1 protein-coding gene is annotated in these 24,056 nt (G+C 74.8%); it reads right to left on the bottom strand.

The features are described from left to right. Positions 1–24,021 carry a non-ribosomal peptide synthase/polyketide synthase gene (locus tag A6F73_RS34905; RefSeq protein WP_063352349.1) on the bottom strand — a complete coding sequence of 8,007 codons (24,021 nt, stop codon included), beginning with the start codon at positions 24,019–24,021 and terminating at the stop codon, positions 1–3. Between the last annotated feature and the right edge of the window lie 35 nt (positions 24,022–24,056).

The raw sequence follows: 24,056 nt of genomic DNA on the forward strand, positions 1-24,056 counted from the left end.
TCAGTCCTCCTGGTGGGAAAGGGCGGTGTCGCCGGTGACCTCGGCGAGGCGGGCGGCCACGATCGGTCCGATCTGGGCCAGCGAGCCCGGCTGGGTCATCCGGTCGTGGCGGGTGGTGATGTCGTGGGAGTCGATCCGGCCGGTGACGTACGGGCGCCAGGTGCCGGCGCCGGCCGAGTCCTCGGTGCGGTCGATCGTGGAGTTGAACAGCAGCAGGTCCCCCTCGAACCGGCCGGGGGCGTGGGCGACCGCCAGCTCGGCGTTGTTGATCATGATCCGGACGACGGCCTCGATGCGCCGCTCGTCCAGGTGCGCCAGGGCGCTGCCCCGGCGGCGGAGGATCTCGGCGACCTCGGCGTAGGACAGCGGCCCCTCGCCCAGTTCGGCGGGGTCGCAGTCGAGGATGCCGACGAGCACGTCCCGCTCGGTGGGCACGGCGGAGTCGTCGAGCACCACGTCCTTGACCGGGTAGGCGTCGAGGGTCGCCAGCAGTTCGGTGCGCTCGCCGCGGGCCTGGAGCTCGCAGGCGATCGCGTGGGCGATCAGCCCGCCGGCGGACCAGCCGAGCAGCCGGTAGGGGCCGTCGGCCTGGACCTTGCGGATCTGGTCGGCGTAGTCGGCCGCCATCTCCTCGTACGACGTCGGCAGGGTCTCGGCGTGCGCGAGGCCGCGTGCCTGGATCGCGTACACCGGGTACTCCGGGCCGATGTGGTTCAGCAGACCGGAGTAGGACCAGCTGATGCCGCCGCCGGGGTGGATGCAGAACAGCGGCGGGCGGGTGCCGGTGGACCGCAGGGGCAGCACCACGTCGAAGGCGTCCTCGGCGTCGTCCATGGCCAGCCGGCTGGTCAGACCGGCCACGGTGGGGGCCTCGAACAGGGTGCGCAGGCCCACCGGGACGCCCAGCGTCTCGCGGATGCGCGAGACCAGGCGGGCGGCCAGCAGCGAGTGCCCCCCGAGGTCGAAGAAGCTGTCGTCGAGGTGGACCTGCTCCCGGCCGAGGATCTCGGCGAACAGGGAGCACAGCAGCTGCTCCTGCGGGGTGCGCGGGCCGCGGCCGACGCCCGTCGCCCCGGACTCGGGTGCGGGCAGCGCGGCCCGGTCCAGCTTGCCGTTGGCGGTCAGCGGCAGCGCGTCGAGGGTGACGAAGGCCGACGGCACCATGTAGTCGGGCAGTTCGCGGCCGAGCCGGCGGGCGAGGCCGTCCGGCGCGGGCGCGCCCTCGGCGGCGGGCACCAGGTAGGCGACCAGGCGCTTGTCGCCCGGCCGGTCCTCGCGGGCGACGACGGCCGCCTGGGCCACGCCCGGGCAGGCGGCGAGGAGTGCCTCGACCTCGCCGGGCTCGATCCGGAACCCGCGCAGCTTGACCTGCTCGTCGGCGCGGCCGACGAACTCCAAGGTGCCGTCGGCCTGCCACCTGACCAGGTCACCCGTGCGGTACATCCGCTGCCCTTCGGGCCCGTACGGGTTCGCGACGAACCGCTCCGCGGTCAGGCCGGGCCGGGCCGGGTAGCCCCGGGCCACGCCCGCCCCGGCGAGGTACAGCTCGCCGGCCACGCCCGGCGGCACCGGTCGCAGCCCCGCGTCGAGCACGTAGACCCGCATGTTCGCCATCGGCCGGCCGAGCGGAAGGGCGCGGGCGAGGTCGGGCGGTGTGCCCAGGGCTTGGGACATCGCGAAGGTGGTGGTCTCGGTCGGCCCGTAGACGTGGACCACCGCGGTCCCCGGGCACGCCCCCATCACCCTGGCGACCGCAGCCGGCGACACCACGTCGCCGCCCGTCCACACCTCGCGCACCCCCGTGAAGCAGTCCGGCTGCTGCTCGGCCACCAGGTGGAACAGCCCGACCGTCAGGAACAGCCCCGTGACGTCGTGCCGGCTGATGGTCCGCGCCAGCGTGCCGACCTCCAGCTGGCCGGCCGGCGCGACGACGACCCGACCGCCACCGAGCAGCGGCGTCCACATCTCGTAGGTCGAGGCGTCGAAGGCGGTCGGGGAGTGCATCAGGACGCGCCGGTGACTGCCGTTCGCCCAGCAGGGGTCCAACGCCAGGCTCGCGACGTCCCGGTGGGTCACCCCGATGCCCTTCGGCCGTCCCGTCGAACCGGAGGTGTACATCACGTACGCCAACTGCCGGGGATCACACGGGATCTGCGGGTCGGAGTCATCGGTCTCGGCCTGGCTCAGCGCGGTCAGCACGTCCTCGGTGAGCACCAGGGCCGCGCCGGTCTCCCGGAGGATCAGGTCGATCCGGGAGGACGGGAACCGCGGATCGAGCGGGACGTACGCGCCGCCGGCCTTGACGATCGCCAGGACCGCGACGACGACGTCCGCCGAGCGCTCCAGCAGCACCGCGACCGGGGTCTCCGACCGCACGCCTTGGCCGATCAGGGCCCGGGCCAGGCGGTTGGCCCGCCTGTCGAGCTCGCGGTAGGTCAGTTCGGCGTCGTCCGCGACGACCGCGACCGCGTCCGGCGTGGCCCGCACCCGGCGGGCGAACAGCTCCGGCAGGGCGGCCTCGGGCAGTTCGGCGTCGGTCCGGTTGAACTCGACCAGCAGTTCGCGGCGTTCCTCGCCGGACAGCAGGTCGAGCCGGCCGATCGGCTGGTCCGGCTCGGCGGCGGCCGCGCGCAGCAGCCGCACCCAGCGGGCGAACAGCAGCTCCACGGTGGCCGGGTCGAACAGGTCGGTCGCGTACTCGACCGCGCCGAGCACGCCCGCCGGGCTGCCGTCCGGACCGTACTGCTCGGCCAGGCTGACGGTCAGGTCGACGCGGGCGGTGCCGGTGGGGGCCTCCAGGTGGGCGGTCTCCAGGCCCGACAGGGTGAACTCCCCCGCCGGTGCGTTCTGCAGGCCGAGCATGACCTGGAACAGCGGGTGGTGGGCCAGCGACCGGGTGGGGTTGACGGCCTCGACCAGGTACTCGAACGGCACGTCCTGGTGGGCGTAGGCGGCCAGCGCCTTCTGCCGCACCCGGCCGACGAGTTCGGCGAAGCCCGGGTCGCCGCCGGTGTCGGTGCGCAGCACCAGCGTGTTGACGAAGAACCCGACGAGGTCGTCCAGCGCCTGGTCGGTGCGCCCGGCGATGGGGCTGCCGATCGGGATGTCGGTGCCGGCGCCGAGCCTGGTGAGCAGGGCGGCGAGGCCGGCCTGGAGCACCATGAACATGCTGGCGCCGTGCGCGGTGGCGAGGCCTCGCAGGTCCTGGTGCAGGTCCTCGTCGAGCCGGACCTCGATCCGGCCGCCGCGCTGGGAGGCCTCGGCCGGCCGGGGCCGGTCCGCGGGCAGTCGCACCTGGTCCGGCAGGCCCGCCAGCTCCTCCTTCCAGTAGCCGAGCTGCCGGGTGAACAGGCTGCCCCGGTCGGCGGCCTCGCCGAGCAGGTCGCGCTGCCACAGGGTGTAGTCGGCGTACTGGACCGACAGCGGGGACCACTGCGGTGCCCCGCCCTGGCAGCGGGCCGCGTAGGCGGTGGCCAGGTCCCGGGAGAGCGGGCCCATCGACCAGCCGTCGGCGGCGATGTGGTGCACCACGACCAGCAGGACGTGCCGCCCGGGGGCGAGCGCGTACAGCTCCGCCCGGATCGGCGGCTCGGCGGCCAGGTCGAAGCCGCGCCGGGCCGCCTCGGCGAGCCGCTCGGCCAGCCGGCTCTCGTCGAGCTCGACCACCGGGAGCGGCGGGTGCGCCTCGTCCGCGCCCAGCACCTGCTGGTGGGGCGCCCCGTCCGTCTCCCGCAGGACGGTGCGCAGGCTCTCGTGCCGGGCGACCACGTCCGCCAGCGCTGCCGCCAGCGCCTCCCGGTCGAGGTCGCCGGTCAGCCGCAGGGCGAGCGGCATGTTGTAGGTGGCGCTCGGCCCGTCCATGCGGTGCAGGAACCACAGGCGGCGCTGGGCGAAGGACAGCGGGAGCCGCTCGGGGCGCGGGCGGGCGGTCAGCGCGGGCCGCTCGGTGACGGACCCGTCGAGGCGGCCCGCCAGGGCGGCCACGGTCGGGTGCTCGAACAGCGTCCGGATCTCCAGTTCGGCGCCGAGGACGGCCCGGACCCGGGAGGCCAGGCGGGTCGCCAGCAGCGAGTGGCCGCCGAGGTCGAAGAAGCTGTCCTCGACGCCGACGTGGGGCAGGCCGAGCACGTCGGCGAAGAGTTCGGCGAGGAGCTGCTCCTGCGGGGTGCGCGGTGCCCGGCCGCCGGCGGCCGCCCCGAGGTCGGGGGCGGGCAGCGCGCGGCGGTCGAGCTTGCCGTTGGCGGTCAGCGGCAGCGCGTCCAGCACGACGAACGCCGACGGCACCAGGTAGTCGGGCAGCCGGGCGCCCAGCCAGCTCCGGAGTTCGGCGGCCAGGGCCGGGGCACCGCGCTTTCCGGCCGGGCGGTTGGTGAGCGCGGACAGCGCCGCGCCCGTGCCCCGGGTGGGCCGGTACGCCTCGGCCGGGGCGTCGCCGGGTGCGCCGTCGGGTGCGCCGCCTGGTGCGCCGCCGAAGAGCACGTCCAGGGCGTCCGGGCCGGTGGCCGACCAGGTGACGGACACCCGGCGGCCGAGCGCGTCCCCGAGGGCGTGGAAGTCCTCAGGATCGGGCGCCGCGTCCTCCTGCGGGGCGCGCAGCCGCTCCAGCAGCGGCCCGAGCGGGAGGTCCTCCTCCTGCACGGCCCGGGCCAGGGCCGCCTCGCGGACCACGCGGCGGTTGGGTGCCCCGGTGATCCGGACCGGCCGGCCGTCGTGCCGCCCGAGGAGCTCGCACAGCTCCGGCAGAGCGGTCACGTCCCGGCCCCAGCGGAGTTCGACCGGCTCGTCGCCCTGCGCCGGGGTGGCGGGCTGCTTGCGCAGGGTGACGTCGTAGCGGTAGCGGGTCAGCTCGTTGTGGTGGCGGCCCCGCTTGACCTCCACCGTCACCGCGCCAGCGTCCGCGCCGTTCTCCCGCAGGACGGTGAAGAAGTCCGGGTCGACCAGGAGCTCCTTCTCCACCAGCAGGGACTGCTCCACCGCGCGGCGCACCGCGGTGAAGTCGGCGCCGTCGGCGGCCCGGTGCAGTTGGACGGCGGTGGCCAGCGGGCGCAGCAGTCGCAGGTTGCGGACGTCGCCGACGAAGAGCGCGCCGCCGGGGGTGAGCAGTTGCATCAGTTTCCCGATGACGTCGGCGAGGTAGTCGGCGGAGGGGAAGTACTGCACCACCGAGTTGATGACGATGGTGTCGAACTGCCCGACCGGGAGGCCGTCGGTGTCGTGTGCCGGGCGGGTGTGCAGGACGACGCGGTCGGCCAGCTGCTCCTGCCGGGCGACCTGGGCGGCCAGCGCGTCGATCGCGGTGGCGGAGAAGTCGGTCGCCCAGTAGGTCTCGCAGTGCGGTGCGATCTGCGAGAGGAGCAGTCCGGTGCCGACGCCGACCTCCAGCACCCGGCGGGGGCGCAGGGCCAGGATGCGGGCCACGGTGGCGTCCCGCCATTCCCGCATCTGCTCGACGGGGATCGGGCTCGCGTCGTAACTGCTGTTCCAGCCGACGAAGTTCTGGCCGAAGGCGGTCTCCTCGGGGGTGATGGGCAGGGCGTCGTAGATGTCCCGCCACTCGCCCACGTGGTCGGCTTCGCGGCTGTCGTCGCGGCCGGTGTCCCGGCGCGGGACGACGTAGCCGATGAGCCGGTCGTCCTGGGCGAGGACCGCGGCCCGGGCGACGGCAGGGTGCTCGGCCAAGGCCGTCTCGATCTCGCCGGGCTCGACCCGGAAGCCGCGCACCTTCACCTGCTCGTCGGCGCGGCCGACGTACTCCAACTGCCCGTCGCCCAGCCAGCGCACCACGTCCCCGGTGCGGTACATGCGGCTCCCGCCCGCCTCGAACGGGCAGGCGACGAAGCGACCCGCCGTCAGGGACGGCCGGTTCAGGTAGCCGCGCGCCAGCCCCACGCCGGCGACGTACAGCTCCCCGGGCACGCCGGGCGGCACCGGCCGCAGCCGCTCGTCCAGCACGTACACCCGCGCGTTGGCGATCGGCCGCCCGATCGGCGGCACGCCCGCCCCCGGGGACAGCGGGTCGCTCATCGTCGCGCACACCGTCGTCTCCGTCGGGCCGTACGCGTTGACCATCCGCCGCCTGGGCGCCCAGCGCGCCACCAGCTCCGGCGGGCAGGCCTCGCCCGCCACCACCAGGGTCGACACCGTCACCGCGCCCTCCGGCAGGGCCGCCAGGACGGACGGGGGCACGGTCGCGTGGGTCACCGCGAGCCCCGGGTCCGTCAGCGCGGCGACCGGCTCCGCCGCCGGAGGCAGCACCAGGGCCGCACCGCACAGCAGGGCGGTGAAGACCTCCGACACCGAGGCGTCGAAGCTCGGCGAGGCGAACTGCAGCACCCGGCTGTCGGAGTCGATCGCGAACCGCTCGATCTGGGCGGCGACCAGACTGGCCACGCCGCCGTGGGCGACCACGACGCCCTTGGGGCGCCCGGTCGAACCCGAGGTATAGATCACGTAGGCCGGATGCCGGACGTCGAGAGCGACCACGGGATCCGTGTCCGGCGACTCGGAGGCCTCGGCGGCCTCGGAGGCCTTGGCCACCAGCGCCGGATCATCGACCACCAGCGCCGGGCGGGCGTCCTCCAGCATGTACGCGATCCGCGCCGCCGGGTACGCCGGATCCACCGGCAGGTATGCGGCACCCGCCTTCAGGACACCCAGGACCGCCACCACCGACTCCACCGAACGCGGCAGCGCCACCGCCACGACCTGCTCCGGCCCGACCCCACGGGCGATCAGCGCATGCGCGAACCGGTTCGCCCGGGAGTTCAGCTCGCGGTACGTCAGCTCGGCACCACCGGACACCAGGGCGAGCGCGTCCGGCGTCGCCGCCACCTGCGCCGCGAACGCCTGCGGCACCGGCACGGCGCCCACCTCACGGTCAGTCGCGTTGCCCCGCTCCAGCAGCCGAATCCGCTCGTCGGAGTCGAGGAGGTCGATCCCCCCGATCGCCAGGTCCGGATCGGCGGTGACCGCCTCCAGCAGGAGCGTCCAGCGCCGCACGAGGGCGGCGACCGTCGAACGGTCGAACAGGTCGGTGGCGTACTCGACCACGCCGACGATCCCGTCCGGGCTGCCGTCGGGGCCGAACCGCTCGCTCAGGTTGAAGCCGAGGTCGAACTTGGCCGTCCCGGTCGGCACGGCGAAGGCGGACACCTGGAGGCCGGGCAGCGTGAACTCGCCCATCGGCGCGTTCTGCACGGCGAGGATCGTCTGGAACAGCGGGTGGTGCGCGAGCGAGCGGGACGGGTTCAGCGCCTCCACCAGGTGCTCGAACGGCACGTCCTGGTGGGCGTAGGCGGCGAGCGCGGTCTCCCGCACCCGCTCCAGCAGTTCGCCGAAGGTCGGGTCGCCGCTCGTGTCGGTGCGCAGCACCAGCGTGTTGACGAAGAACCCGACCAGGTCGTCCAGCGCCTCGTCGGTGCGGCCCGCGATCGGGCTGCCGATCGGGATGTCCGTCCCCGCGCCGAGCCGGGTGTAGAGCGCCGCCAGGCCCGCCTGGAGCACCATGAACAGACTGCTCCCGGACCGCCGGGCCAACTCGGCCAGCCCCGCGTGCAGTTCGGGGGTCAGCTCAAGGCCGAAGACGGCGCCCCGGTAGCCGGCGACGGCCGGCCGGGGCCGGTCGGCGGGCAGCGGGATCCGCTCCGGAAGGCGGTCCAACTGCTCGGTCCAGTAGCGGAGTTGTCCGGCGAACCGGCTGTCCGGGTCCTCCGGGTCGCCGAGCAGCTCGCGCTGCCAGAGCGTGTAGTCGGCGTACTGCACCGGCAGGGCGTCCCGGTCCGGCTCGCGGCCCTGGCAGCGGGCAGCGTAGGCCTCGGCGAGGTCGCGGGCGAGCGGGCCGGTGGACCAGCCGTCACCGGCGATGTGGTGCATGACCAGCAGCAGCACGTGCTCGTCCGGCGCGAGCGCGAACAGCTCGGCGCGCAGCGGCGGTTCCGCCGCGAGGTCGAACGGGAGCCGTGCCGCGTGGGCGAGCCGTTGCGGCAGCTCGTCCTCCACGGCCTCGGCCACCCGCACCCGGGGCCGGGCCGCCCCGGGGTCGAGGACCCGCTGGCACGGCACGGCGTCGAGCTCCGGGAAGACCGTCCGCAGGCTCTCGTGCCGGGCGACGACCTCGGCCAGCGCGTCCTCCAGCGCCTTGCGGTCCAGCGTTCCGGTCAGCCGCAGCGCCAGCGGGATGTGGTAGGCCGCGGCGGCTCCGTCCATCCGGTGCAGGAACCACAGGCGGCGCTGCGCGAACGACAGCGGTACCGTCTGCGGCCGCTCGTACGGTGCCAGTGCGGGCCGGGCCCGGTCGGCCTCGGTGAGCCGTGCCGCCAGGCCGGCCACCGTCGGCGCCTCGAAGAGCGCGCGCAGGCCGACCTCGGCCCCCAGGGCCGAACGGATCCGGGAGACCAGTCGGGTGGCCAGCAACGAGTGCCCGCCCAGGTCGAAGAAGTCGTCGTCGACACCGACCTGGCCCCGGCCCAGCACCTCGGCGAACAGCTCGCACAGGATCTGCTCCTGCGGCGTCCGCGCCGCCCGACCGACCCCGACGACGCCCGCATCCGGCGCCGGCAGCGCCGCCCGGTCCAACTTCCCGTTCGGCGTCAACGGCAGCGCCGCCAACACCACGAACACCGACGGCACCAGGTAGTCCGGCAGCCGCTCCCGCAGGTACGACGCCAGTTCCGCCGGGCGAGCGTCGGCGCCGGGGCGCGGGGCCACGTAGCCGACGAGCCGATCGCCGTCGGCGAGGACGGCGGCCTGGGCGACGGCGGGGTGCGCGGTCAGGGCCGTCTCGATCTCGCCGGGCTCGACCCGGAAGCCGCGCACCTTCACCTGCTGGTCCGCCCGGCCGACGTACTCCAACTCGCCGTCGGCCCGGCGCCGCACCACGTCACCGGTGCGGTACATCCTCTCGCCGACCGCGCCGAACGGGCAGGCGACGAACCGACCCGCCGTCAGGGACGGCCGGTTCAGGTAGCCGCGCGCCAGCCCCGGCCCCGCGACGTACAACTCCCCCGCGACGCCCGGCGGCACCAGGCGCAGCCGCTCGTCCAGCACGTACACCCGGAAGCCCGCGACCGCACGGCCGATCGGCGGCACGCCGGAGCCCGCCGCCAGCGGGGCGCTCATCGTCGCGCACACCGTCGTCTCCGTCGGGCCGTACGCGTTGACCATCCGACGCCCCGGCGCCCACCGCGCCACCAGCTCCGGCGGGCACGCCTCACCCGCCACCACCAGGGTGCCGGCCGCGACATCGGTGCTGTCCAGCGCGGCCAGGGCCGAGGGCGGCAGGGTCACATGGGTGACGTCGAGCCGGCGGTCCGTCAAGGCCTCCAGCGGGGCCCCGGACGGGGCCAGCACGAGGGCGGCACCGGTCAGCAGGGCACTGCACAGGTCCCAGAACGACGCGTCGAAGCTGGGCGAGGCGAACTGGAGGACGCGGCTGCCCGGCGCCAGGCCGAGCCGCTCGACCTGCGCCGCCACCAGACCCGACACCCCGCCGTGGCTCACCACCACGCCCTTGGGGCGACCGGTCGAACCCGAGGTATAGATCACGTAGGCCGGGTGCCGGACGTCGAGCGCGACCTCAGGATCGGTGTCCGGCCAGGCGGACGCCTCGCACACCGCGCACGCCTCGGCGACCAGCGCCGGATCGTCGACCACCAGTACCGGGCGGGCGTCCTCCAGCATGTACGCGATCCGCGCCGCCGGGTACGACGGGTCCACCGGCAGATACGCGGCACCGGCCTTCAGGACACCCAGCACGGCCACCACCGACTCCACCGAACGCGGCAGCGCCACCGCCACGACCTGCTCCGGCCCGACCCCACGGGCGATCAACGCATGCGCGAACCGGACGGCCCAGACATCAAGTTGACGATACGTCAGCTCTACTGTCCCGTCGGTCAGCGCGGGCGCATCCGGCGTCGCCGCCACCTGCGCCGCGAACGCCTCCGGCAGGCTCACGCCGGCCACCCCGGGCTCGGCGGCGGGCAGGAGTTCCCCGCGCTCCCGCTCGTCCAGCAGGTCGATCGCACCGATCGGCCGGTCCGGATCGGCGGCGACCGCGGCCAGCAGCCGGGCCCAGCGGGCGACCAGGGCCTCGACCGTCCCCCGGTCGAAGAGGTCGGTGCTGTACTCGACCGCACCGATCAGCCCGGCCGGCGTGCCGTCGGGCCCGCGGTTCTCCGCGAGGCCGAAGGTCAGGTCGACCCGCGAGGTCCCGGTCGGCACCGGCACCCCGGAGACCGTCAGCCCGGGCAGCTCGAAGTCGCCCATCGGCGCGTTCTGCAGCGCCAGCACGGTCTGGAAGAGCGGGTGGAGCGACATCGACCGCGCCGGGTTCAGCGCCTCCACCAGGTGCTCGAACGGCACGTCCTGGTGCGCGAAGGCCGACAGCGTCGTCTCCCGTACCCGGCCCAGCAGTTCGAGGAAGCTCGGGTCGCCGCTCGTGTCGGTGCGCAGCACCAGCGCGTTGACGAAGAAGCCGACCAGGTCGTCCAGTGCCTCGTCGGTGCGCCCCGCGATCGGGCTGCCGATCGGGATGTCCGTCCCCGCGCCCAGCCGGGTGAACAGCGCCGCCAGGCCCGCCTGGAGCACCATGAACAGACTGCTCCCGGACCGCCGGGCCAACTCGGCCAGCCCCGCGTGCAGTTCGGCGGGCAGCCGGATGTCCAGCAGGTCGCCGCCGTAGGTCATGACCGCCGGCCTGGGCCGGTCGACGGGCAGCGCGAGCTGCTCGGGAAGCCCGGCGAGCGCTTGGCTCCAGTAGCCGACCTGGCGGGCGAACGCGCTGTCCGCGTCGGACTCCTCGCCGAGGATCTCGTGCTGCCACACGGTGTAGTCCGCGTAGCTCACCGGCAGCGGCGCCCAGCCCGGGGCGTCGCCGCGCCGGCGGGCGGTGTACGCGGTCGCGAGGTCGCGGGAGAGCGGGCTCATCGACCAGCCGTCGCCGGCGATGTGGTGCAGGACGACGAGCAGGACGTGCTCGTCGGGGGCGAGCGTGAACAGCTGCGCCCGGACGGGCAGGTCCGCCGTCAGGTCGAAGGCGCGCACCGCCGCCTCGCTCAGCAGCCCCGGCAGCTCCGACTCGCCGGCCCGGCGCACCGGGATCCGGATGGTGGCCTCCGCAGCGCTCAGCACGCGCTGGCGCGGGACGCCCTCGGTGTGCGGGAACACCGTGCGCAGGCTCTCGTGCCGCGCCACCACGTCCGTCAGCGCTGCTCCCAGCGCCTCCTGGTCGAGGTCGCCGGTCAGCCGCAGTGCCAGCGGCATGTGGTAGGTCGCGCTGGGCGCCCCGAACTGGTGCAGGAACCACAGGCGGCGCTGTGCGAAGGACAGCGGCAGCGGTTCCCGGCGCGGCCGGGGCACCAGCGCCTGCCGCGCGGTGGCGGCGTCGTGCAGCCCGGCCGCGAGCCCGGCCGGTGTCGGCGTCCGGAACAGGCGGCGCAGCTCCAGCTCGACCCCGAGGGTCGCCCGGACCCGGGAGACCAGTCGGGTGGCCAGCAGCGAGTGCCCGCCGAGATCGAAGAAGTCGTCGTCGACACCGACCTGGCCCCGGCCCAGCACCTCCGCGAACAGCTCGCACAGGATCTGCTCCTGCGGCGTCCGCGCCGCCCGACCGAACCCGACCGACCCCGCCTCCGGCGCCGGCAGCGCCGCCCGGTCCAACTTCCCGTTCGGGGTCAACGGCAGCGCCGCCAACACCACGAACACCGACGGCACCAGGTAGTCCGGCAGTCGCTCGCGCAGGTACGACGCCAGCACCGGCGCCGTGGTCCCGCTCTCGGCCGCGGGTACGACGTAGGCGACGATCCTGGTGTCGCCCGGCCGGTCCTCGCGGGCGAGCACCGCGACCTGGGCCACGCCGGGGTGGGCGGCGAGCTCCGCCTCGATCTCGCCGGGCTCGACCCGGAAGCCGCGCACCTTCACCTGGTGGTCCGCCCGGCCGGCGAACTCCAGCTCCCTGTCGGCGCGCCAGCACACCAGGTCCCCGGTGCGGTACATCCGGCTGCCCGCCGGCCCGAACGGGTCGGCGACGAAGCGCCCGGCCGTCAGGGACGGCCGGTTCAGGTAGCCGCGGGCCAGCCCGGCCCCGGCCAGGTACAGCTCGCCCGTGACGCCGGGGGCGACCGGCCGCAGGGCCGCATCCAGCACGTACGCCCGGCTGTTGGCGATCGGGCGGCCGATCGGCACCGGCAGCGGGCAGTCGGCGGGGTCGGCCGGCAGCGGGAAGGCGGTGATCACGTGGGTCTCGGCCGGGCCGTAGTGGTTGTGCAGCACCCGGCCGGGCCCGCGGGCCTGGAGGCGCCGCAGTCCGCCGCCGAGGCGCATCGCCTCGCCGGCCTGCGCGATCAGCCGCAGGTCCGGCAGGTCCCGCCCGTGTTCCTCGGCCGCCTCCGCCAGTGCCTCGATCACCAGGTTGGGGGCGAAGAGCTCCGCCACCCGGTGGTGCTCCAGCCACCGGGCGAGGAGTTCGGCACTGCGGCGCTGCTCGTCGGTCGGCACCACCAGGGTCTTGCCGAACAGCAGCGCGGAGAGCATCTCCTGCACCGAGACGTCGAAGCTGAGCGCGGTGAACTGCGCGGTGCGCGTGCCCGTCCCGCCGCCGACGGCGCGGTGGTGCCAGTGCAGCAGGTTCGTCAGGGCGCCGGAGGGCATCACCACGCCCTTGGGCCGGCCGGTCGAGCCGGACGTGTAGATGACGTACGCCGGGTGCCGGGCGTCCGGTGCGACCAGCGGGTCGGTGTCCGGGTACGTCCCGGGCGCGTCGACGGCCGCGAGGTCATCGAGCACCACGACCGGCCGGGCGTCCTCCAGCATGTACGCGATCCGGGCGGCCGGGTAGTCCGGGTCGACCGGCAGGTACGCGGCGCCGGTCTTGAGCACCGCGAGGACGGCCACCACCAGCTGTACCGAGCGCGGCAGGCACAGGGCGACGATCCGTTCCGGCCCCACCCCGCGCCCGATGAGCGCGTGGGCCAGCCGGTTGGCGCGGGCGTTCAGCTCCCGGTAGGTGAGCACGGTGTCCTCGAACACCACCGCTTCGGCCGCCGGGGTGGCCTGGGCCTGCGCCTCGAACAGCGCGGCCGGGCCGGTGCCGGGGTACGGGCACCCGGTGTCGTTGCGCGCGTCCAGCAGTTCGTGCCGTTCCTCGGCGGTGAGGACGTCGATCCGGCTCAGCGGCCGGTCCGGCTCGGCCGCCGCCGCCGCGAGCAGCCGCAGCCAGCGGGCGAGCAGGGTCTCCACCGTGGCCCGGTCGAACAGGTCGGTGGCGTACTCGACGTGGCCGATGATGCCCTCCGGCGCCCCGCCGGTGCCGCCGCGCTCCAGCAGGTGGAAGGAGAGGTCGAACATCGCGGTGGGCGACTGCAACAGCACGAGCTCGGTGGCCAGGCCGGGCAGCTCGAAGGCGGAGCGCGGCGCGTTCTGCAGCGCGAGCAGCACCTGGAACAGCGGCTGACGGGCCGACGACCGGACCGGGTTGAGGGCCTCGACCAGGTGGTCGAACGGCAGCTCCTGGTGGGCGTAGGCGGCCAGCGAGGTGTCCCGGACGCGGCCGAGCAATTCGGCGAAGGTCGGGTCCCCGCTCGTGTCGGTGCGCAGCACCAGCGTGTTCACGAAGAACCCGACCAGCTCGTCCAGCGCCTGGTCCGTCCGGCCCGCGATCAGGCTCCCGACCGGGATGTCCTCACCCGCACCCAGCTTGCTGAGCAGGGCCGAGAACCCCGCCTGGAGCACCATGAAGACGCTCGCGCCGCGCTCACGGCCCAAGCGGACCAGCGCCTCGTGCAGTTCGGCGTCCAGCTCGACGGCGAGGTGTCCGCCCCTGCTGGAGACGGCCGTGGGGCGGGGCCGGTCGGCGGGCAGCCGGATCTGCTCCGGCAGGCCGGCCAGCTGCCCGGTCCAGTAGTCCGCCTGGCGGGCGAACAGGCTCTCCGGGTCGGTGCGGTCCCCGAGCAGCCGGTCGTGCCACAGGGTGTAGTCGGCGTACTGCACCGGCAGGTCCGCCCAGGCCGGTTCCTCGCCGCGCAGCCGCGCCGCGTACGCGGTGGACAGGTCGGCGGACACCAGGCCCAGCGACCAGGCGTCGCCCGCGATGTGGTGGATCACCACCAGCAGCACGTACGCGTCCGCCGCCAGCCGGAACAGCTCGGCGCGCACGGGCGCCTCGGCCGCCAGGTCGAATCCGCGGCCCACGGCCTCGGTCAGCGCCTGGGGCAGGCCCGCCTCGTCGGTCCGGGTGACGGACAGGTGCGGCCGGGCCGTCTCGGCGTCCAGGACCTGCTGGTACGGCACGCCGTCGATCTGGGGGAAGGCCGTGCGCAGGCTCTCGTGGCGGGCGACGACGTCCCCGAGCGCCGCCCTCAGCGCGTCCTGGTCCAGGTCGCCGGTCAGGCGCCAGGCCAGCGGGATGTGGTACATCGCGCTGGCGCCCTCCAGTTGGTCGACGAACCACAGCCGCCGCTGCGCGTACGACAGCGGCACGCGGTCGGGCCGCTCCGCGCGGCCCAGGGCGAGCCGTGCCCGGTCGGCCCCGCCGAGGCCGGCGGCCAGGCCTGCCACCGTCGGGGTCTCGAACAGGCTGCGCAGCTCCAGTTCCACGCCCAGGGTCGCGCGCACGCGGGCCACCAGCCGGGTGGCTAGCAGGGAGTGCCCGCCGAGGGCGAAGAAGTCGTCGTCGGCGCCGACCTGCGACACCCCCAGCACCTCCGCGAACAGTCCGGCGAGGACGTGTTCCTGCGGGGTGTACGGAGCCCGGCCGGCCGGGGCGCCGGTGGTGTCGGGCTCGGGCAGGGCGCGCCGGTCGAGCTTGCCGTTGCCGGTCAGCGGCAGGGCGTTGAGGGCGACGTACGCGGCCGGCACCATGTGGTCCGGCAGCCGCTCGCGCAGGTGGGCGCGGAGCTCGTCCGGCTCGACGGCCGCCCCGGCCACGGGCACCAGGTAGGCGACCAGCCGGGTGTCGTCGGCGCGGTCCTGCCGGGCGGTCACCGCGACCTGGCGGATCTGCGGGTGCTGGGCCAGGGCCGCCTCGATCTCGCCGAGCTCGATCCGGAAGCCGCGCACCTTCACCTGGTCGTCCGCCCGGCCCGCGTACTCCAGTGCGCTGTCCGGGCGTCGGCGCACGAGGTCCCCGCTGCGGTACATCCGGCTGCCCGCCGGCCCGTACGGGTCGGCGACGAACCGCCCGGCGGTCAGGCCGGACCGGTTCAGGTAGCCGCGGGCCAGCCCGGCACCGGCCACGTACAGCTCGCCGACGACGCCGGGGGGCACCGGCTGGAGGTACGCGTCGAGCACGTGGGCGCGCAGGTCGGGGATCGCGGTGCCGATGACGCTCGCCGGGCCGGCGGTGTGCGCGCCGTCCAGTTCCGCGTAGGTGACGTGCACGGTGGTCTCGGTGATGCCGTACATGTTGACCAGCCGCGGCGCACCCGCCGGGTGGCGCTCGAACCAGGGCGCCAGGCGGGCGGGTTCCAGGGCCTCGCCGCCGAACACCACCGTGCGCAGGGCGAGTTCGCGCGGGTGCTCGGCGTCGGCCTGCATCAGCTGGTAGAACGCGGACGGCGTCTGGTTGAGCACCGTCACCCGCTCGCGGGCGAGGAGCTCCAGGAACCGCTCCGGTGCGCGGGTGACGTCGAACGGCACCACGACCAGTCGGCCGCCGTGCAGCAGCGGCCCCCAGATCTCCCAGACCGAGAAGTCGAAGGCGTAGGAGTGGAAGAGGGTCCAGACGTCCTCGGCGGAGAAGTCGAACCAGTGCCGGGTCGCGTCGAACAACCGCACCACGTTGCGGTGCGGGACCACCACGCCCTTGGGCTTCCCGGTGGATCCGGAGGTGTAGATGACGTAGGCGGCACTGTCGGGTGCGACGGTGACCACCGGATCCGTGTCCGGCAGCCCGGCCAGGTCGGCGGTGTCCAGCAGGAGCCGGTCGACGCCGTCCGCGCCCGGCAGGTCGCCGCTGCGGCGGTCCGTCAGGAGCAGCGCGGGCCGGGCGTCATCGAGCAGGTGGGCGATCCGGGCTGCCGGGTAGTCCGGGTCGACCGGCAGGTACGCGGCGCCGGTCTTGAGCACGGCGAGGACGGCCACCACCAGCTCGGCCGAGCGCGGCAGGGCCAGTGCCACCAGTTGCTCCGGCCCCACCCCGCGCCCGATGAGCGCGTGGGCCAGCCGGTTGGCCCGGGCGTTCAGCTCGCCGTACGTCAGCGCGGCCTCGCCGCACACCACCGCGACCGCGTCCGGCCGCTCCCGCGCCTGGGCCTCGAACAGCGCGGGCAGCCCGGTGGTCTCGGCCGTCGTCGCGGGGACCGGTCCCGCCGGCAGCAGTGCGTGCCGCTCCTCGGCGGAGAGCAGGTCGAGCCGGCTGAGCCGTCGCCGGGGGTCGGCGACCGCCGCCGTGAGCAGGCGCACCCACCGCGCGATCACCGTCTCGACGGTCGCCCGGTCGTACAGGTCGCAGGCGTACTCGACGAATCCGTCGATCCCCTCGGGGGCGCCGTCCTCGGAGTGCCGCTCGGACATCGAGAAGATCAGGTCGAGCTTGGAGGTGGTCGTGGTCAGTTTGACCTCGCCGATCTCCAGCCCGGGCGGGGCGAAGTCGGCCCTCGGGGCGTTCTGGAGCACCAGCATGACCTGGAACAGCGGGTGGTGGGACAGCGACCGGGCCGGGTTGAGGGCCTCGACCAGGTACTCGAACGGCAGCTCCTGGTGGGCGTACGCGGCCAGCGCGGTGTCCCGGACGCGGCCGAGCAGTTCGGCGAAGGTCGGGTCCCCGCTCGTGTCGGTACGCAGCACCAGCGTGTTGACGAAGAACCCGACCAGCTCGTCCAACGCCTGGTCGGTCCGGCCCGCGATCAGACTGCCGACCGGGATGTCCTCACCCGCACCCAGCTTGCTGAGCAGGGCCGAAAGCCCCGCCTGGAGCACCATGAAGAGGCTGGTGCCGTGCGCGCGGGCGAGCTCGCGCAGGCCCTGGTGCAGCTGCGCGTCCAGTCCGCTGCGCACGAAGTCGCCCCGGTGCGAGGCCATCGCGGGGCGGGGCCGGTCGGTGGGCAGCTGGAGCTGCTCCGGCAGGCCGGCGAGCTGCCCGGTCCAGTAGTCCGCCTGCCGGGCGAACAGGCTGCCCCGGTCGGCGGCGTCGCCCAGCAGCTCGTGCTGCCACAGCGTGTAGTCGGCGTACTGGACGGCCAGCGCCTCCCAGGACGGCTCCTCGCCCCGGCGGCGCGCCGCGTAGGCGGCGGTCAGGTTCTGCGCCAGCGGGCCGAGCGACCAGCCGTCGCCCGCGATGTGGTGGACCACCAGCAGCAGGACGTGCTCGTCCGGTGCCAGTTCGAACAGCTCGGTGTGCAGCGGCAGGTCCGTCCCCAGGTCGAACCGGCAGGCCAGCGCCGTGGCCAGGACGGCGTCCAGCTCCGCTTCGGTGGTGCGGCGCAGGTGCAGCCGGGGGCGGGCCGCCACGACGTCCAGCACCTGCTGGTACGGCACGCCGTCCACGGCCGGGAAGAGCGTGCGCAGGCTCTCGTGCCGGGCCACCACGTCCGCCAGCGCCGCTGTGAGCGCCTCGCGGTCGAGCGGTCCGGTCAGCCGCCAGGCCAGCGGGACGTTGTAGTTGGCGCTGGCGCCCTCCAGCTGGTGCAGGAACCACAGCCGGCGCTGGGCGAACGACAGCGGGGTCCGCTCCGGGCGCGGGTAGGGCGCCAGGGCCAGCTGGGCGCGGCGGGCGCCGACGAGGGCGGCGGCCAGCGCGGCCGGGGTCGGGGATTCGAACAGGGTGCGCAGCTCCAGCTCGACCCCGAGGGTCGCGCGGACCCGGGCGGCCAGCCGGGTGGCGAGCAGGGAGTGCCCGCCGAGGTCGAAGAAGCTGTCCTCGACGCCGGCCTCGGCCACCCCGAGGACCTCGGCGAACAGCTCGCAGAGGATCTGCTCCTGCGGGGTGCGCGGTGCGCGACCGGCTCCCGCCCCCGCCGAGACGAGTTCCGGTGCGGGCAGCGCCCGGCGGTCCAGTTTCCCGTTGGTGGTCAGCGGCAGCGCGTCCAGCTCGACGAACGCCGAGGGCACCATGTACTCCGGCAGCCGCTCGCGCAGGTACGCGCGCAGCTCGGCCGAGCGCGGGGCCACGTCGGCGGCCGGCACCAGGTACCCGACCAGCCGGGTGTCGTCGGCGCGGTCCTGCCGGGCGAGGACGGCGGCCTGGGCGACGCCGGGGTGCGCGGCCAGGGCCGCCTCGATCTCGCCGAGCTCGATCCGGAAGCCGCGGACCTTCACCTGCTGGTCGGCCCGGCCGACGAAGCTCAGGCTGCCGTCCACGGCCCGGCGCACCACGTCGCCGCTGCGGTACATCCGGCTGCCCGCCGGCCCGTACGGGTCGGCGACGAAGCGCCCGGCGGTCAGGCCCGGCCGGTTCAGGTAGCCGCGCGCCAGCCCGGCACCGGCCACGTACAGCTCGCCGGCCACGCCCGGGGCCACCGGCCGCAGGTGGGGGTCCAGCACGTAGGCGCGCAGGTCGGGGATGGCGGCGCCGACCACGCTGGCCGCCCCCGCGGTCGCGGCAGAGCGGTCGAGCGCGGCGTAAGTGACGTGCACGGTGGTCTCGGTGATGCCGTACATGTTGACCAGCCGCGGCGCGTCGTCCGGGTGCCGCTCGTACCAGGGCGCCAGGCGGGCGGGCTCCAGGGCCTCGCCGCCGAACACGACGGTCCGCAGGGCGAGTTCGCACGGGTGCTCGGCGTCGGCCTGCATCAGCTGGTAGAAGGCGGACGGCGTCTGGTTGAGCACCGTCACCCGCTCGCGGGCGAGGAGCTCCAGGAACCGGCCGGGCGAGCGGCTGGTCTCGTAGTCCACGACCACCAGCCGGCCGCCGTACAGCAACGGGCCCCACAGTTCCCAGACCGAGAAGTCGAAGGCGTAGGAGTGGAAGAGCGTCCAGACGTCCTCGGCGGAGAAGTCGAACAGCGCCCGCGTGGTGCCGAACAGCCGCACCACGTTGCGGTGCGGGACCACCACGCCCTTGGGCTTCCCGGTGGAGCCCGAGGTGTAGATGACGTACGCCGGGTGACCGGGATCGACGGCGACGGCGGGGTCCGTGTCCGGCAGGCCGTCCAGGTCGGCGGTGTCCAGCAGGAGCCGGTCCACGGACTCCGCGCCGGGCAGGTCACCGATCTGACGAGTCGTCAGCAACAGCGCGGGGCGGGCGTCCTGGAGCAGGTAGGAGATCCGGGCCGCCGGGTACTGCGGGTCGACCGGCAGGTACGCGGCGCCGGCCTTGAGGACGGCCAGGACGGCCACCACCAGCTCGGCCGAGCGCGGCAGCGCCAGGGCGACGAGCTGCTCCGGCCCCACACCCCGGCCGATCAGCGCGTGGGCCAGCCGGTTCGCCCGGGCGTTCAGCTCGCCGTACGTCAGCGCGGACTCGCCGCACACCACCGCGACCGCCGCCGGGTCGGCCCGCACCCGCTCCTCGACGAGCGCGGTGATGGTGCTCTGCGGAGTGTCGTCCTCGGCACCCGCCGCGGACGGCAGCAGTTCGCGCAGCTCCTCCGGCGACAGCACGTCGATCCGGCCGATCCGGCGGCCCGGGTCGGCGGCCACGGCCCGCAGCAGACGCAGCCAGCGCTCGACGAGGTCGGCCGCGGTGGCCTCGTCGAAGAGGTCGGTGCTGTACTCCAGCACGCCCGACAGGCCGTCCTCGCCGGGCCGTTCGGTCAGGATGAAGGTCAGGTCGCACTTGGCGGTACCGGTGGCGACCAGTTCGCTCGTCACCTGGAGCTCAGGCAGGTCGAAGGTGCCCGTGGGCGCGTTCTGCAGGGCGAGCATGGTCTGGAAGAGCGGGTGGTGGGCGAGCGACCTGGTCGGGTTCACCGCCTCCACCAGCTGCTCGAACGGCAGGTCCTGGTGGGCGTACGCGGCCAGCGCACCGGCCCGGACCCGGCCCAGCAGTTCGGCGAAGGTCGGGTCGCCGGTCAGGTCGGTGCGCAGCACCAGCGTGTTGACGAAGAAGCCGACCAGCTCGTCCACGGCCTCGTCGGTGCGCCCGGCGATCGGGGTGCCGATCGGTACGTCGGTGCCGGCGCCGAGCTTGCCGAGCAGGGCGGCCAGCCCGGCCTGGAGCACCATGAACAGGCTGGCGCCGCCGCCCCGGGCGAGCTCGCGCAGGCCCTGGTGCAGGTCGGCGTCGAGCCGGACCGGCAGTTGCGCTCCCCGGAAGGACATCGCGGCCGGCCGGGGCCGGTCGAAGGGTAGCTCGGTCTGTTCCGGCAGCCGCGCGAGCCGCTGCGACCAGGAGGCGAGCTGCCGGCTCTGGAGGCTGTCCGGGTCGCTCTCCGCGCCGAGCAGCTCCCGCTGCCACAGGGTGTAGTCGGCGTACTGGACGGGCAGTCGGGCCCACTCGGGCTTCCCGCCCGCCGCCCGTGCGGCGTACGCGGCGGTCAGGTCCCGCGCCAGCGGGCCCATCGACCAGCCGTCGCCCGCGATGTGGTGCACCACCAGCAGCAGGGCGTGCTCGTCCGCGCCCAGCTCGAACAGCTCGGTACGCAGCGGGGGCTGGGCCGCCAAGTCGAAGCCGTGCCGGGCCGCCTCCGCCAGCCGCTGCGGCAGGTCGCCCGCGGCGACCGCGGTGACGCGCAGCCGGGGCCGGGCGGCGTCGGGGTCCAGCACCCGCTGGCACGGCTCGCCGTCGACCACCGGGAAGACGGTGCGCAGGCTCTCGTGCCGCTCGACGACGTCGGCCAGTGCGGCTTCCAGGGCCCGCCGGTCGAGGTCCCCGGACAGGCGCAGGGCCAGCGGCACGTTGTAGGTGGCGCCGGGCCCCTCCATGCTGTGCAGGAACCACAGCCGGCGCTGCGCGAAGGACAGCGGCACCGTGTCGGGCCGCTCGCGTCGCGACAGCGCGGGCCGCGCCCGGCCTGCCCGGTCCACGGTCGCCGCCAGGCCCGCGACGGTCGGCGCGTCGAACAGGTCGGCCAGGGCCAGCTCCACGCCGAGCACCGAGCGGGCCCGGGCGATCAGCCGGGTGGCCAGCAGTGAGTGCCCGCCGAGGTCGAAGAAACTGTCGTCCGCGCCGACCCCGGACACGCCGAGGACGTCGGCGAAGAGGCCGGCGAGCACCTGCTCGGCCGCGCTGCGCGGGGCCCGTCCGGCGGTGACCGGCGCCGGGCCTGGGGCCGGGAGCGCCTGGCGGTCGAGCTTTCCGGTGGGCGTCAGCGGGAGCCCGTCCAGCAGGACGAACGCGCCGGGCACCAGGTGCTCCGGCAGCCGTTCGCGCAGGTGGGCGCGGAGCCCGTCCGGCTCGACCCGATCCCCGGCGGTCGGGACGACGTAGGCGACCAGTCGGGGCTCGTCCTCGGTGCGCACCACGGCGGCGGCCCGGGCGACCTGCGGGTGCTCGGCGAGGACGGCCTCGACTTCGCCGAGCTCCACCCGGAAGCCCCGGATCTTGACCTGCTCGTCCGTGCGCCCGAGGAACTCCAGGTTCCCGTCCGTGCCCCACCGCACCAGGTCGCCGGTGCGGTACATCCGCGTGCCAATCGGACCGAACGGGTCCGCCACGAACCGCCCGGCGGTCAGGCCCGGCCGGTTGAGGTAGCCGCGCGCCAGGCAGGACCCGGCGACGTACAGCTCTCCCGGCGTACCGGCCGGCAGCGGCCGCAGGGCACCATCGAGCACGTACAACCGGACGTTGCCGGCGGGCCGGCCGATGACCGGGCGCGGACTCGATCCCACGGAGGCGATCACCGGGTTGACAGTGCACTCGGACGGTCCGTAGAGGTTGAGGCAGGAGACCCCGTCCGCCGACCGTAGTTCTTCCCACAGCCGCTCCGGGACGGCCTCGCCACCGGCCGCGACCAGCGCCGGACGCCACCTCTGGTCGCCCAGGAGCCCGTGGGCGACCAGGACGTGCAGGTAGGAAGGGGTGGCTTCGATGTAGTCCAGCTCGCGGCGCGCCGCGTAGCCGACGAAGGCGTCGGGGTCGATCCAGGTCTCGTAGTCCAGGACGTGCAGCTCGTGGCCCGCGAACAGGGCGAGCAGCTGGTTCCACGAGGCATCGAACGACACCGACGTCGTCAGGGCCACCCGCAGCCGCTGCCGTCCGCCCATCGCCGGCGGAAAGTGGACCTGCCGGAGGTCGGTGAGCAGGTTGAGCAGGCCGCCGTGGGTCGGCACCACGCCCTTGGGCCGGCCGGTGGAGCCGGAGGTGAAGATGACGTACGCCGGGTGGCCCGGGTCGACGGCCGCCATCGGGTCAGCCGCTGACAGACCACTCACCAGGTCGGCCGTCGCCGGGTCGTCGACGACCAGCCGGTCGACGGAACCCTCCCCCGGCAGCCGGCCCTCGCTGAGGGTGTCGGTCACCACCAGGGCCGGGCACGCGTCATCGAGCAGGAGTGCGATCCGGGCGGCCGGGTATTCGGGATCGAGCGGGACGTAGGCCGCCCCGGTCTTGAGCACCGCGAGGATCGCCACGACCAGTTCGGCCGACCTCGGCAGGGCGACCGCCACCAGCCGCTCCGGCCCCGCGCCCCGGGCGACCAGGGCGTTCGCCAGCCGGTTCGCCCGCTCGTCCAGCTCCGCATAGGTCAGAGAAACGTCCCCGCACACCAGCGCCACCAGGTCCGGCGTCGCCCGCACATGCTTGCGGAACAGCTCCGGCAGGGTCTCGGCCGGGAGCTCGACCGTCGGCCCGGTGCCGAGGGCCAGCAGTTCGCGCTGCTCGTCGGCCCCGATCAGGCCGATGCGGCCGAGCGGCTGCTGCGGGTCGCAGTCCGCGAGGGTGTCCAGCAGGTCGAGCAAACGCCGCTGGTGGCCGAGGAGTTCACTCTCCGTGCACACCTCCGCGCAGGCTCCGAGCTCGATCCTCGGGGCGTACTCGTCGCGCCCGCCCACGGCCCAGACCGCCAAGTCGTCGGCGGAGGTACCCAGGGGCGCGTACACCGTGGCGGGCTGCCCGGCGAAGCTCGGTTCGGAGTCGAAGGACATGATGTTGACGACCAGTGGGAACGCCGTCTCGATCGTGCCGGCCTGCCCGAGGTCCCGGAGCAGGTCCTCGCTGCGGTACCGCTGGTGCGCCAGCGCGGCGGCGACTTCCCGGTCCACCTGCTCGACCAGTTCCGACCACGGCAGGTCCGGCCGCACCGACAGGCGCAGCGGCACGAGGTTCGACACCGCGCCGGGCGTCACCGCCAGCACCGGGTCGCCCACCCGGCCGGTGACGGGAAGGCCGAGCAGCACGTCCCGGGCCCCGGTGAGCCGGTGCGCGTACAGCGCCGTCGCCGCCAGCACGACGCGGGACCAGCGGACCCCCAGGCGCTCGGCCGCATCGCGCAGTGCCCCGGGGCGCAGCGGTCCGGCCGGCGAGGTGCGCCGCAACCGCGCGGAGGGGCCGCCCGGCCGGCGCTCCGACAGCCGGGTCGGCGCCGGCCGGTCGGCGAACCGTCCAGTCCAGTAGGCACGGTCGGCGAGGTACTGCTCCGAGTCGCGGTAGGCCTCGTCGCTGGCGACCAGGTCGCCCAGCGAGCCGAACGGGGACGGCGGCACCGGCCGCCCCTCGGCGAGCGCCGTGTACGCCTGGGCCACCCGCCGGCCCACGACGGAGTACCCGAACCCGTCCATCACCAGGTGGTGGTAGCTCTGGTAGAAGACGGACCGGTCCGGCGCCAGCGTGATCAGCGCGTAGCGGAAGAGCGGGTCGCGGGCGAGGTCCAGCGGCCGGAGCCGGTCCCGGTCCATCCACTCCCGGGCCGCCGCGAGCGGCTCGGCCTCCCCGCTGACGTCGACCTGCGCGGGCTCCCACCGCGTGTGCGCGCGGACGACCTGGTGTGGGCCCTCGGCACCGTCGACGAAACCCACGTGCAGGGCGTCGACCTCGTCGACGACGCGGCGCAGCGCGGTCGCGAACAGGTCCGGGTCGACCGGGCCGTGGATCTCCAGGTAATCGCCGATGCGGTAGGCCGGAATCGCCGTGCGGGCCCGTTGTTCGGCCAGCCAGATCTCGCGCTGGGCCGCTGTCAGGGGAAGGGTGTCGCCGTCGCGACGGGACATGGGGGTACCTCCAGGAATGTGGGCAGGCGTGAGGA

The organism is Streptomyces sp. MJM8645, assembly GCF_001625365.1.
GTDB lineage: Bacteria > Actinomycetota > Actinomycetes > Streptomycetales > Streptomycetaceae > Kitasatospora.